This is a genomic window from Natronincola ferrireducens, from assembly GCF_900100845.1.
Classification (GTDB): Bacteria; Bacillota; Clostridia; order Peptostreptococcales; family Natronincolaceae; genus Natronincola_B; species Natronincola_B ferrireducens.
The window spans coordinates 337,115-350,571 of record NZ_FNFP01000003.1 but is presented as its reverse complement, the minus strand read 5'-3'; the positions used below and the strand labels follow the sequence as shown (position 1 = coordinate 350,571).

The following is a 13,457-nucleotide window of genomic DNA, read 5'->3' as shown; positions in this document are numbered from 1 at the left end:
CGCTCGACTTGCATGTGTTAGGCACGCCGCCAGCGTTCATCCTGAGCCAGGATCAAACTCTTAATAAAAAATTTCTGGGTTCCATCTTTCGATGGATGTATTTTGCTGGCTTAATATCTATACTGTTTAATTTTCAAGGACCTTCTTATAAACTCAAAACTTAAAATGTAAAATTAAAAACTAATTCCATTTTCTTTTTAAGGTCTTAGACCTTCTTCATTCTACATTTTGCATTTTTTATCGTCGCCTCTTAGTGACGACCTTTACTACTATATCATATTCAAGATGTTATGTCAACACTTTTTTAAAAGTTTTTCTTAATCTCTTTTTTCTAAGTGTTAACTTATCTCCCGTCACCCCTCAACTTCCGGCGACTTTTACTACTATATCAGAATCCTTTTCCTCTGTCAATACTTTTTTAATCATCATCTTAATTGTCTTGTAGACGGATTTGTTTTTAAATCCACTTTATTACTGTATTTGATTACCGTAAAATACTATAGCATAGTTTCATAACGTTGTCAATCTATTTCAATGTGTTTTTTTGCAACACTATACTTATACCACTAAATGATATTCTATCACTTTTTCTGAGTTTTATGCATGATTATTTTTATAAAGGTTTGGTTATTGTTACAACATTAAATTATCTAATGCTAGGAGGCCCGAAGGCCTCTTAGCATTAGATAATTATATTGGTTCTATTTTAATAATTACAAGCGGCAATAACACTTCCCAAAGCAATAGAGTATAGTTTTGTTTCAGCATCGTCTGCTCTTGAAACTAGAACTATAGGAACCTTAGCTCCCATAATTATGCCAGCAGATTTAGCATTGGCCATGTAGGTTAAAGCTTTGCCTATACCATTGCCAACTTCTATTGTAGGTGCCAATAATATGTCTGCTTCACCTGCCACAGGACTATTAAACTTCTTTATTTCAGCAGCATTTTTTGAAATAGCTAAATCAAAGGCTATAGGTCCTTCAACTAAAGTACTTTTACCAAAATATCCTTCTAAAGCCAATTGCTTTAGGCTATCTCCATCTATAGTAGCCTGCATTTTATCGCTTACTTTTTCCTTTGCAGCTAGACAAGCAACTTTTACCTCTTGAATACCTGTTGCTCTGGCGGCTAGGATAGCATTTTTTAAAATACCCTTTTTTTCTTCTAATGTAGGAGCAATATTCATGCCACCGTCTGTTAAAAAAAGTAGCTTGTGATAGGTGGGCACATCATAAACCATAACATGACTTAACAGGTTTTCTGCTCTTAATCCTACTTCTTTATTTAATACTGCTTTTAAAAGAATAGAGGTATCTATTAATCCCTTCATTACAAAATCAGCTTTACCTGTTGATACCATTTTCACAGCTTCTAAAGCAGCTTCCATTAAATCAGGTATATGAATAATAGTAAAGGATGTTAGATCTATTCCTATTTCTTTTGCTATTACATTGATATCTTCTTCATTTCCAATTAATATTGCTTCAATAATGTTCTTTTCCTGTGCCTCAGCTACAGCTTTAAGCACATCACTGTCCTGCGCTGCAGCCACAGCTAGCTTCATTTTTGGTTGCTCTTGGGCTCTTTTTACTATATCTTGTAGTGTTTTTATCATACAATCACCTCTTCTTGTTGATTTTATTTAGTACTTAAAATCTTTTAGTGATCTGTATTGTATTTATTCTATGTAGACATATATTTTCCTTCTATTTTTTATTAAATATTTGAAAGTATAGTTCTATTAAGGACACTACGCCTTCTTTATAGCTCCAGAGGCCATCTCTATCTCTTCTACTTTGTTTTTACAGGCTATTGTAATTTCATCATGGGGATTCATCTTTAAGGATTTGTTTACATAATCTTTAGCCTTGTGTATATCTCCAAGCTCCAAATACACCATAGCTAGGTTGCACAGAAGATCACTATTGTCTCCACCTAATTCAAGACCCTTGTGAAAATATTCTATAGACTTTTGTAATTCTCCCATCCCCCCATAGCATAAAGCTAATTCTACTACGGCTTCTAACTGATCTTCCTTTAATTCTAAAACCTTTTTAAAGTATTGAATGGCTTCATGAAATTTGCCTGTTTGACGATAGCCTAATCCAAGAAAAAATGCTAAGTTCCACCATTCCGTATACTTTGGTGCTAATTTTTCCAGTATCGATAATCCCTCATGAGGTCTCCCCTCTAAGATTGCTTCATAACCTTTTTCATATTGTGCCATATCCTCTAATTGAATCAATAGTTCTTTTATCTGCTCTTTAATATTATCCTCTAGTTCTAATGTCAATGCTTTTTCCCAGTGGAGCTTGGCTTTATTAAATGCTTTATTATCTTTATAAATAAATCCTAAATAATAGCAAGCCAATGGTTGATTAGGGTCTATTGTTAGAAGTTCTTCTAATTTATGTTGAATCTCTTTAGTAAAAGTTTCGTAGTTTTTTTTCTGGTTTCCTAGTTCTTCATCCCTATATCGTAGTAATGTCATAGTATAACTCAGTAAAGCTTTTGTATCATTTGGTTTTAATAGAGTTAATGCTTTAAAAAAGATAATAGCTTCCATCAATTTTTTTTCTTCTAAATATCGTGTTCCTTCTACAAAAATATATTTTTCTATTTTAGGATTTGCTGCATATAAGAACTTAATATACTCTTCCTTGTATTTAAACCTTGAATCAATTCCTAATAGAAGAATCATTCCCCTAACAATACTTCCAACGGTTATGATTTCGTTTTCTTTTTTTGTCTTAATATTCTTTGCTAACTCTTTTGTCATAATAGGTATATCCAATCCATCGCTGGGAAGTTGATAATTTTCTATATTTAACTGTGCATCATGTTTTAAATGAATAAAAGACAGTTCCTCGGTTTTTTTTAACAAGTACTCATCAATTAAAAATTTCATTTTTCCCCTCCATACTTCTCGTGTTTAAATACTTTTTTATAATATTTTATGAAATATAATATCATCTACATAGGTACCTATTTTCTTGTTAAGATGATGCTGATATACACAGCCCGATACTGTAAAATTATTGGCAAGCAAGGTATTAATAGATGGTTTATTATCACTGTATACATAAGCCCTAGCTAGACTTATAGTCTTTTCCTTTGCTTTTATATCCTCTAAACTGTATCGAATAAGATTTTGGGCAATCTTGCATCCCCTATATGAAGGATCTGTTGCAATAGTAATGAGTATACAGTGGGCTTCATCTTTAAGTCCTCTAACACCCCTAAAAACGCTAACTACTTTATCTTTAATCATAGCAGCATATAAATAATAATTTTGATTATTTAACCAATCTATTAATTCTTCTTTACTGTCTATGTGATTAAAAGTAACCTCTGCTGCTTCAGCTTTTAATTTGTTAAATAAACTTATTATATTATTGATGTCTCTTTCCTCAAGTTTTTTAAATGAAACCTCCATGCACTGACCCCCTTATCCTATATATTTTACATAAAAATATTATTGTTTACTATTTTAAACGATATTCTTTTAATTAAAACTCTCGCATAAACAATCTCTTTCTTCTATTACTAGTACTTAATAGTTCAAAAAGATATCCACGATAAATCATCATAAAGGAAAACCATGCCTGTCCTATCAGAAACATGATGATACCTATGGGAGAAAGTATTAACCTCAAAGGCATAATATAACTAAACATCCCTGTTAATAGGTTACCAGTAAGCATATATAGAACACCAATTAAAACTATATTAGGGATAAACCACTCTATCCAGTTATCCTTTGCAAATTCTACAGCATAGGTTATGGATTCCCATGGATTATAATGTTTTTGATAGATTACTTCTGGCAAAGCATTCAATAGCACAAGCACTAAAAAGTTAATCATTATTCCTAAAGCTCCTGGTTGAAATCCCCGTCTAAACCCAGGCATTAAAAAGGTATTAATAATAAGTGAAGCTACATAGGATATAAACAATATCCCCCATACCTTTCTTAAATATATGATAAATCCATCTTTAAAATCTTGAAGATCAAATTTGTTTCTTTTTATAATGCAATTAATTAGATATAAATAATTAGATAATAAAGCACTCATAAAAATAATGCTTACTAATCCACTTAATATCCAAAAAAACGGCAATATCATCATCAGTATAAGACTTGCTAGTGAATAAAATAATCCCGTGAAGATAATAGGCCAATTTTTCAATGTGCTGGATACTGCCGTTTTACTAATTTTTTTGTTGGTATAAAAAATATCCTTTAGTATATCCATATGATTCATCACCTCTATAATAATTTGTTATATTTCTTATCTATAGAAACTCAACAGCATCTAATAAGAAATATTTGCAGTAGTCTATTGCTTTATTTTCTATATCATAGTCAAACAATAGGACTGTTTTTTCCTGTTGAAGCTGTATTAGGCTTTTAGGGTTCTTTTCTACATCTACAACATTATAATTAAATAATTCAAAGTGCACTTTTTTTATAATTTGTTTAGCTGGAAGTTCTATATAGTTTGGTAAATATTTCTCCAGTACTTCTAACTGTTGTAAAAATTTATGACATTTGTTCTTGAAATCTTTACCTTCCATTATAGGAAGAAATTTAGGGAGGGAGGAGGTTTTGTTGTGTTTAATGTAGTCAAACTTCAATACTTCTCTAAACACATCTATTCTATCAAAATTTTTGTAAGAATAAAAATCTAATAGGATTTCATATAATTTATTTCTACTATGGAACTGATGGTGATACCCCTTTTCTTCCCAGTATCGCCATAAATCTTCAAAAAACCTAAAGGTATTGGCATAATAGTTGGCTAAGATTAATTCAATACTGCTGTTAAACATGTTATTGTTCCAATAGGTTTCTACCATCTCTTCTATACCCTTTAATGTCATAACCTCTCCATAGGTTATGGCATCATTTTCCAACACTTCATAGGGTGGCTTATCATCATAAATATACCCATATTTATTTGCATCTCTTGTAATTCCAGCTCCTTTTAATAATTTTAAAAATCCTACCTGCAACTTTTCAGGCCTTAAGGCAAAAACATCATCAAAGGATTTTCTGAAGCTAAAATAATCTTCATAGGGTAACCCCACAATTAAGTCCAAATGCTGATGGATATTTCTCCCCTCAGATATTGTTTCTACAACTTTCTTTAAACGGGGAAAATCCATTTTTCTTTGTATAGCTTTTAAGGTTTCAGGGTTAGTTGATTGTACCCCTATTTCGAACTGAAATAGCCCAGTGGGAACACCCTGTAAGAAGTTTAGTGTATCTTCATCTACTAAATCAGCTGTTATCTCAAAATGAAAGTTTGTTTTTCCCTGATTATGTTCTAGGATATACTTCATAATTTCCATAGCATAGTCCTTTTTTGCGTTAAAGGTTCTATCCACAAACTTTACTTGTTTAACTCCTTGGTCAATAAAATATTTCAATTCCTTTTTAACTACTTCGATTGGCCTAAACCTAACTCCTTGAAAGGATGAGGATAGGCAATACTGACAATTATAAGGACATCCTCTAGAGCTTTCGTAATATACGATTTTATCTTCTTCTAGCACCTCTCCTTCATAAGGAAAAGGAAGTTCCTCCATAGATAGTGGAGTTGAAGATAGGTTGTTAACAAAAACCTCTCCTTTGGCTCGAAAAGCCAGGGCAGGAATCTGAGAATAATCTTCATCTTTGCCAATAATAGATATCAGTTCTTTAAAGGTTTTTTCTCCTTCTCCTAATATAATCATATCAATAGCATCATTTGCTTCCATAATTTTAGATGCTTCAAAGGAAACTTCAGGTCCCCCCCAAATAATTGTAACGTGGGGCATTACCTTTTTAACTAGGTTACTTATCTGGTGAATCATTTCAACATTCCATATGTAGCAGGAAAAGCCAATAATATCTGGTTGTATTTTATAGATTTCATTGACTATATATTGTTGGCTATGGTTAATGGTAAATTCAGCTATATGAACATCCTCATCAAGATCCTTTATGCTTTGTTTTAAGTACCTAATAGCCAAGTTTCTATGTATATACTTTGCATTTAATGTTGTTAGCAACACCTTCATGTATTTTGCCTCTTTTCTTTATCATTGTCATCATAGTGCTTAAAACCTATGTACATTATAGCATAGTTAATAATATATTAAAGAATATATTAACTATCTTAATATTGTAACCATGTTTTAGAAAAGTTAAAAAATCCTGTTATTGAATAATTGTAAATAATATGTAAACCCTATTGTATTATAAATCTTAATTCAATATAATACTATTGTGTAGAAATAATTTTTAAAGAAAGGCGGTTCATTTTTTGTTACCTCAAAGCCATATCATTATTGCAACTCACCTTCATGAAGCTATTAAAGAAAAATTCCTTGTAGATCTTGATAGAAAGAATTTGATTTACGGCAGTATTAAGCCTGACATCCCCTTACATCTATCAGGCATCCGACATTTTAAACCCCAATCTTTTCAGTATATATGTGATAAAATCCAGAATTTATCTCAATATCCATTAACTAATAATAAAGAACATATCAAATTTTTATCAACTCAAATTGGAATTGTCACTCATTTTATCGCTGATTATTTTTGTGTGCCTCATAATGATAGAAAAACCTATAAAAATCATTTTATTAGTCATGTAGCCTATGAAAGCAACCTTCATCAGCAATACAAAAAATATAATGAAAAAATTAATATTGCTAAATCTTTGTTTAATATAGATAATAAAACGCCTCATTCAATAAAATCCTTGGTAGATGATCTCCACAATAAATACAGCAATAAAAGCGAAAGTTATAAAAACGACCTAATAAGTTCTATGGAGGCCTCTATGGTTGTAGGGTTATATATCGTCTATCATAATATAATGAACAATGAATATATAAATGCAGCATAAAACTAACCTAGCAAAGATAAAGGTTCTTTCAATAGTAAGGACCTTTTAAATTTATTGTAAAATTTTGAAGGTTTTTCTACATTTATGTAGAAATAAATACTATATCTCTCATGAAATCAGGAGGCGAATACTATTATGGATGAATTCTCTAAAATATCCGTTCAGGAAATTTCAAAGCATGATATGTTAATGATTATTAAAGCTCTTGAATATACAGGTGAAAATGCAAAATTACCCTCCTTTATAGAGTTGAAGGATGCAATCGTAAAGCAATTAAGCCTATTATCCAATACTACTGAAGAAGAGTTTATTCGGTATTTAGAAAAGAGTTATTAAAGACAAGGCAGGACAGTTACTGTCCTGCCTTGTCTTTAATAAAGGTATATAGCCCTGCCTTGGTTTCCACAACTAATTGTAAATAGTTAGGACTTTCCACCCTGTCTTTAATCTTTATAACATTTAATATAGGATGTTTTGTTATATCGCCTTTTTCCAATTGAAATAAATCTATGCTCTTTTCTTGTCGATTATAAAAAGGTCTCTTTAATTGATAATCTCTTAACCTACATAAATAGTTGGCCATGTCATTGATAAAGTCTTCATCCTTCAATGTCTTTAAATTTCCATAGCTCTCTTTGGTATTTATACCCCAAAGACCATAGCTAATAGCAATCATTTCTTTATAATCATGTCTAGGGAGATTCTTCAACTCCACTTGTTCCCCCTCCTGTAGTCTGTAGAAGTTATTTAAGCTGTTAAAAAACATAATCTTGCTATCCCAAGAAGATACCTCTGGTAATTCGCTTTTTTTATAACGGTCTAAATCCAACAGGTAAAGAATTCTTTCCTTTTCAAATTGAACAGCATAATTAGTAGGTAACTTCATTTTTATATTTCTATTTAACTCAGAGAATTGCATATGAATAATATAATCCTTTAATTCCTGTATTAATTCTTCTTTAGGCAGAAATCCTTTTTCTAATAAAACATAAGCTCCTCTAATCAAAAGTAACCCTGTCAAGATCACTTGAGGATGCCTATTTAAATAAATAATATTTTTATAGGTTTCTTTTTCAGCCGCAGCATAGTTTTTATTGGCCATTAGGATGGGAAAAATTCTACTAATTCCATAGGCTTTCTGTTCCTTCCAATAAACCTCACTGTCGTAATAGCCTTTACTGTTCCTTAATTTATAAAGAATATGGGAAGGGGCTCCATGGCGGTAATATGTCCATACTTTTAATTCCTCGTAGAAACGCGGATAATCTACTATAACTTCTAGCTTAGGTCCATCATCTACTAAAGACTTGATCATAGCAATAATTAATTCTGTTATATAGCTGTATTGACCCCTTTGTTTTTGTATAATAATGTCTTTATTTTCATACCTATATAGAAAACCTTTTAGTATATGGGTTGGTGTATCAATGTTTTCATTTAAAAATCCTAGGGCATCTCCGTAAACCATCCACAATAAACTATTTCTTATTTTATTCTGGGTTGTCAAATTATCCCCACCCTTCTTTACAACGATGGTTTGATTATAGTATTAAACCTCATTTATACAAAAATACAGCGATATCGCTGTATTTTTGTATTACATTTTTTCTGGTGTCTTTATTCCTAATAAATTTAACCCCGTCCCAATAACTTGTCTTGTTGCTTTAACAATAGCCAATCGCGCTTTCTTTAACTCTACTTCGTCCACCAATACTGGATTGTCATGGTAGAAACGATTAAAGGCTTGGGCTACATGTATAATATGTCTTGTTATAATAGATGGTTCATTTTTCCTTTGAGCATCCTGTATGATATCAGGGAACTGTTGTATTGCCTTAATAACTGTCATGGTAGCATCATCTGTTATCAATGTGGTATTAATCTCTCCCTTTACTTCTATATCTGCTTTCCTAAGGACACTACTGGCTCTAGCATAGGTATATTGAACATAGGGTCCAGTTTCCCCTTCGAAATTTAAGACTTTATCCCATGAAAAGGTATAGTCTTTAATACGATTATTAGATAGTTCTTGGAATACTACGGCTCCTACACCAACTTCTTCTGCTACTTGATCTAGGTTGTCAATATTTGGATTCTTCTCTAAAATAATTGATTTTGTCTGTTCTATAGCCTTGTTAAGAACGTCCTCTAAAAATACTACTCTACCCTTTCTGGTGGCAATCGTTCCTTCTTCTAATCTGACCAGGCCAAAGGGTACGTGGATACAATCCTGTGCCCACTCAAATCCCATTAATTCTATAATTTTTATCCATTGTTCAAAGTGTAGATTTTGTTGTGATGCAACCACGTAGATGTTTTTATAAAAATCATAGGTTTCTTTCCTATAAATAGCTGCTGTAATGTCTCGAGTAATGTATAGGGTTGAGCCATCCTTTTTTCTAATCAACGCTGGAGGTAAACCATGGGGCTCTAGGTTAACAATTTCTGCACCTTGAGATTTTTCTAAAATATTTTTTTCCTCCATCATCTCTAAAACCCTAGGCATCTTATCGGAATAGAAGCTTTCTCCTGCTAAAGAATCAAAGGTAATATTTAATTTGCTATATACTCGATTAAACTCCTTTAAACTTACATCTCTAAACCATTGCCATAGTCTTAGTGCTTCTTCGTCTCCATCCTCAAGTCTTTTAAACCACATTCTTCCTTCTTCTTCTAACGTAGCATCCTTTTCAGCTTCATCATGGAATTGAATATAAAGCTTTAGTAAGGTTGGTATGGGAGCGTTTTGTACTTCTTCTTCATTTCCCCACCTTTTATAGGCTACAATTAGTTTGCCAAATTGCGTTCCATAATCTCCTAAGTGGTTGATTGCCACAGTGTTAAAGCCCAAAAACTTATAAATTCTATTGATAGAGCTACCTATAACTGTGCTACGAATATGTCCTATATGAAAAGGCTTTGCTATGTTAGGGGAAGAAAACTCTACGATGACAGTTTTATCTTTACCTAAATCACTACTGCCATATAATTCTTGTTTTTCTAATACTTCCTTGAGGGTTTTTTCTACAAAGACTGCTTTATGTATAAAGAAGTTTACATATCCACCAGCCTGTTCTACTTTTTGAAAGGCTTTATTTCCTTCAAGAGCCTTTACAATTTCTGTGGCAATTAATGGGGGTGCTTTTCGAAAGGTTTTTGCTAATCTAAAGCAAGGAAAAGCATAGTCTCCCATATTGGTGTTGGGGGGTATTTCTATCATAGATAAAATCTCTGATACTTCTAGGTCAGGTATATACTGTTTTAGTGCCTCAGCTACCTCCTGTTTAAAATCAATCATTCTATAACCTCCTATTGTTTTTTAATATACAAAAATAAAAAACCCCCATCTCTAAATTTAGAGACGAGAGTTAAATCCCGTGTTACCACTCTGATTGACACGATACTGTGCCCACTCTTATTCCAAAATAACGGTGGATACCGCCTTGTCCTACTTATTTCAGACAGGACCTCCAAGGTGCGCTTCAATGGAAATATGTGTCAGACTTCCACCAACTCTGACTCGCTGCAACAATCTTTACATTTACTCTCCTCATCATAGGTATATAGCTATATTCAATTATCTTGTCAATTAATATATCATATATTTTAACAACAATCAATAAATTTATTCCTATATTTTCTCTGAAATACTTTCTTCTGTATAAACTTCTATACCATGTTTCTTTAGAAGTGCGGTTGTCACCCCTTCTCCCTTTGTTAACCTTCCTGAAAAAGAACCATCATAAATGTCACCAGCACCACAGGAGGGACTTCTTGCCTTTAATACTGCAAAGTGAACATCCATATTTTTAGCAAGCTTTACAGTCTCCTCAGCTCCTCTAATAAATTGTTCAGTGACATCTTCACCCTCCACATTTATTACCTTTGCCCTACCATCTAATACGTCTTTTCCTTCTCCCCCTTGTATCTCAGCCGGGAGTCGTGGTGTTGTTAGCCCTCCCAGCTCCTCAGGACAAACAGGTAAAAAGCCTTTTTCTTCTAGTAGCTTGATTAATCTAGGATTTTCATTGTTTTTTCCATTATATTTACAGTTTATTCCCAATAGACAAGCACTTACTAAAATCACTTTTTCACCTACCTACTCTATCTATTTTAACTCCACAACCGTCACGCCAGCCCCACCTTCTCCATATTTACCTTCTCTAAAGCTTTTTACATGCTTGTGTTTTCTTAACATCTGCTGTATCCCAGCTTTTAAAACACCGGTGCCAATACCGTGGATAATGGTGATCTCTGTTAAGCCGGCTAAATAAACGTCATCTAAATATTTGTCTACCTCCATAAAGGATTCTTCTAGGTTTTTGCCCCTGATATCCAGTTGACTTTTCATGGTATTAGCCTTTGCCTTTACAATTTTTCCGACACCTGTTTGTTTTCCATCCTTTTTCTCTTTTATTCTCTCAAGATTAGAAATGGGTACATTCATTTTCATTATACCTACTTGAATGTATACTTCTCCACTGCCATTAGCAGGCTCTAGGACATGCCCCACTTGATTTAGGGATAATATTTTAACTGTTTCACCTGCCTTCAGGTTTTCTGGCGGCTTTCTATTGGTTTTAGTAAACAATTTTTCTTCAAAGCCCTCCGATAAGTCACCAAGCTTAGCATCCATTTTCTTTTTTGCTTCCTCTATTTTTCTGTTAGCTTCTTTTTCTTCTATTTCTATCCTTAAATTTTTCAGGACTTCAATCACTTCTTCTGCTTCAGCTTTTGCTTCCTTTACAATTTTAAAGGCCTCTTTTTTGGCTTCCTTAATAGTTTTTTCCCTCTGATGCTCTAACCTTTCTTTCTTTTCTAAATAATTGTTCAAAATATTTTGTGCTTCTAATCTTAAAGCTGCAGCATTATTTCTTTCCTTTTCCGCTTCAATTCTATTTTTTTCAATGTTTTGTAAAAGGTCTTCAAATTCAATGTTTTCATTGGTTAAGAGAGATTTTGCCTCCTCTATGAGACCAGAAGATAATCCTAATTTCTTTGATATCTCAAAGGCGTTGGATTTTCCAGGCACCCCTATTAACAGCTTATAGGTGGGTCTTAGGGTTTCTACATCAAATTCTACTGATGCATTTTCAACCTCTTCCTTTATTAAAGCGTATTGCTTTAACTCACTATAATGGGTGGTGGCTATAACAGAGGTTTTTAATGTTCTTAAATAATTTAAAATAGCCATTGCTAAGGCTGCACCTTCTGTAGGATCAGTCCCTGCTCCTAGCTCATCTAATAACACTAAGGAGTTGGGGGTGACCTCATCTAATATTTTTACAATATTGGTCATATGGGAGGAGAAGGTACTTAAGCTTTGTTCGATACTTTGCTCATCTCCTATGTCAGCATAAATGTAATCATATACTGCTAGCTTTGTTCCATAATCGGCAGGAACATGAAGACCACTTTGGGCCATCAAACTTAAAAGTCCCACTGTTTTTAAAGTAACGGTTTTACCCCCAGTATTAGGCCCAGTAATTACTAAAATACGAAAGTCTTCCCCTATCCAAATGTTGGTAGGAACTACCTCATCAGGGTTTAGTAAGGGATGTCTACCATTTTTGATTCTTATTTTTCCTTCTTGATTTAAGCTGGGTTCTATAGCCTTCATGGATAGAGACAGCTTGCCTTTAGCAAAAATAAAGTCGATTTCCTGTAATATACTTTGGTTACTTTTTATTTCTTCTGCTTTCTCTGCTATCGTAGCGGATATCTCCATCAATATCCGTTCTATTTCTTTTTGTTCTTTTATTTTTAACTCCTTTAATTGATTATTTAATTCTACAATTGCCATTGGTTCAATAAATAGTGTGGCACCACTAGAGGATTGATCATGGATTAATCCTGGAAACTGACCTCGATATTCCTGTTTAACAGGCACAACATATCTATCCTGTCTAATGGTTACGATGGCATCCTGTAAATATTTTTGAGAAGTAGTAGAGTTAATAATGCTATTTAGCTTATTTCTTATGGCATCATTCTTAGAGTGAATCATTCTACGAATATTTTTTAACTCTGCTGAAGCATGATCTGATACTTCTGTTTCACTTAATATGCACAAATCAATTTTTTCTTCTATCTCCCTAACGGTATTTAAACTTTTTATTAATCCCTGTAAAATAGGGCAAGAAGTTTCTGTCCTATCATCCTCTTTAAAAAACTGTTTCAATTTTCTAGCTGCACCTAATGTATCCTTTAAGTATAAAAGTTGTCCTGGATCTAAATAGGAGCCTATTTCTGTCCTTCTAACTAGGTGTAGAATATTATGGATGCCTCCTAAGGGAATATTACCCCTTTTAATTAAAGTGCTTTGTGCTTCACTGGTCTCTTGCTGTAAAATCTGGATTTTAGCAAGATCCTCTATAGGCTTTAATTGCTGGGCTACATCTTTTCCTAGGGAGGATGTGCATTGTTCTACTAATTTTTCAATGATTTTTGTATATTCTAATACTCTTAAGCTTTTGTCGTTCATTTATCTTCACCTCTTAAAGCTTTTTGGCTATTATATAAATAATTATAGCATTACCTATTTATTGTACC

The 13,457-nt window shown here is 32.9% G+C and carries 11 protein-coding genes, 1 rRNA gene and 1 other annotated feature; of the genes, 2 read left to right on the top strand and 10 right to left on the bottom strand.

Features of this window, described 5'->3' with window-relative positions; translation table 11 throughout:
• The 6 genes from BLS22_RS09870 to BLS22_RS09845 form a co-directional block, all read right to left on the bottom strand.
• Positions 1-68 (bottom strand): 16S ribosomal RNA (locus BLS22_RS09870); the annotation flags it as partial.
• 638 nt (positions 69-706) lie between these two features.
• Positions 707-1,618, bottom strand: a complete 912-nt coding sequence (locus BLS22_RS09865; protein WP_090553568.1) for a bifunctional enoyl-CoA hydratase/phosphate acetyltransferase — start codon at positions 1,616-1,618, stop codon at positions 707-709.
• A gap of 135 nt (positions 1,619-1,753) precedes the next feature.
• Positions 1,754-2,911, bottom strand: a complete 1,158-nt coding sequence (locus BLS22_RS09860; RefSeq protein ID WP_090553567.1) for a tetratricopeptide repeat protein — start codon at positions 2,909-2,911, stop codon at positions 1,754-1,756.
• A gap of 36 nt (positions 2,912-2,947) precedes the next feature.
• Positions 2,948-3,439 carry a GNAT family N-acetyltransferase gene (locus BLS22_RS09855; protein ID WP_090553566.1) on the bottom strand — a complete coding sequence of 164 codons (492 nt, stop codon included), beginning with the start codon at positions 3,437-3,439 and terminating at the stop codon, positions 2,948-2,950.
• Positions 3,440-3,512: 73 nt separating this feature from the next.
• Complete coding sequence (locus BLS22_RS09850) at positions 3,513-4,259, bottom strand: hypothetical protein (RefSeq protein ID WP_090553565.1); 747 nt, start codon at positions 4,257-4,259, stop codon at positions 3,513-3,515.
• A 40-nt stretch (positions 4,260-4,299) separates the two neighbouring features.
• Positions 4,300-6,069: a B12-binding domain-containing radical SAM protein gene (locus tag BLS22_RS09845; protein WP_090553564.1), complete on the bottom strand. Its 1,770-nt coding sequence runs from the start codon at positions 6,067-6,069 to the stop codon at positions 4,300-4,302.
• A 245-nt stretch (positions 6,070-6,314) separates the two neighbouring features.
• Between BLS22_RS09845 and BLS22_RS09840 the strand changes: the two genes are divergently transcribed.
• Together BLS22_RS09840 and BLS22_RS09835 are read left to right on the top strand one after the other, a co-directional pair.
• Positions 6,315-6,905, top strand: coding sequence for a zinc dependent phospholipase C family protein (locus tag BLS22_RS09840; RefSeq protein WP_090553563.1), 591 nt, complete (start codon positions 6,315-6,317; stop codon positions 6,903-6,905).
• Positions 6,906-7,040: 135 nt separating this feature from the next.
• Positions 7,041-7,241, top strand: a complete 201-nt coding sequence (locus BLS22_RS09835; protein WP_090553562.1) for a hypothetical protein — start codon at positions 7,041-7,043, stop codon at positions 7,239-7,241.
• A gap of 16 nt (positions 7,242-7,257) precedes the next feature.
• Here the strand turns inward: BLS22_RS09835 and BLS22_RS09830 are convergent, their stop codons facing one another.
• The 4 genes from BLS22_RS09830 to BLS22_RS09815 form a co-directional block, all read right to left on the bottom strand.
• Positions 7,258-8,412 (bottom strand): hypothetical protein, encoded by a 1,155-nt coding sequence (locus BLS22_RS09830; protein WP_090553561.1) that lies wholly within the window; start codon positions 8,410-8,412, stop codon positions 7,258-7,260.
• 90 nt (positions 8,413-8,502) lie between these two features.
• Positions 8,503-10,203, bottom strand: a complete 1,701-nt coding sequence (gene argS / locus BLS22_RS09825; RefSeq protein WP_090553560.1) for an arginine--tRNA ligase — start codon at positions 10,201-10,203, stop codon at positions 8,503-8,505.
• A 56-nt stretch (positions 10,204-10,259) separates the two neighbouring features.
• Positions 10,260-10,471 (bottom strand) — a binding site (T-box leader).
• A gap of 65 nt (positions 10,472-10,536) precedes the next feature.
• A complete protein-coding gene (locus tag BLS22_RS09820; RefSeq protein WP_090553559.1) occupies positions 10,537-10,992 on the bottom strand; it encodes a 2-thiouracil desulfurase family protein in 456 nt (151 codons plus the stop codon).
• 21 nt (positions 10,993-11,013) lie between these two features.
• Positions 11,014-13,389, bottom strand: coding sequence for an endonuclease MutS2 (locus BLS22_RS09815; protein ID WP_090553558.1), 2,376 nt, complete (start codon positions 13,387-13,389; stop codon positions 11,014-11,016).
• Positions 13,390-13,457 lie beyond the last annotated feature (68 nt).

What these genes read in the sequence shown, in the direction of transcription:
- BLS22_RS09850 (WP_090553565.1), bottom strand. Translation starts at nt 4,259, where the DNA reads ATGGATATACTAAAGGATATTTTTTATACCAACAAAAAAATTAGTAAA.
- BLS22_RS09815 (WP_090553558.1), bottom strand. Translation starts at nt 13,389, where the DNA reads ATGAACGACAAAAGCTTAAGAGTATTAGAATATACAAAAATCATTGAA.
- BLS22_RS09855 (WP_090553566.1), bottom strand. Translation starts at nt 3,439, where the DNA reads ATGGAGGTTTCATTTAAAAAACTTGAGGAAAGAGACATCAATAATATA.
- BLS22_RS09845 (WP_090553564.1), bottom strand. Translation starts at nt 6,069, where the DNA reads ATGAAGGTGTTGCTAACAACATTAAATGCAAAGTATATACATAGAAAC.
- BLS22_RS09860 (WP_090553567.1), bottom strand. Translation starts at nt 2,911, where the DNA reads ATGAAATTTTTAATTGATGAGTACTTGTTAAAAAAAACCGAGGAACTG.
- BLS22_RS09835 (WP_090553562.1), top strand. Translation starts at nt 7,041, where the DNA reads ATGGATGAATTCTCTAAAATATCCGTTCAGGAAATTTCAAAGCATGAT.
- argS (WP_090553560.1), bottom strand. Translation starts at nt 10,203, where the DNA reads ATGATTGATTTTAAACAGGAGGTAGCTGAGGCACTAAAACAGTATATA.
- BLS22_RS09865 (WP_090553568.1), bottom strand. Translation starts at nt 1,618, where the DNA reads ATGATAAAAACACTACAAGATATAGTAAAAAGAGCCCAAGAGCAACCA.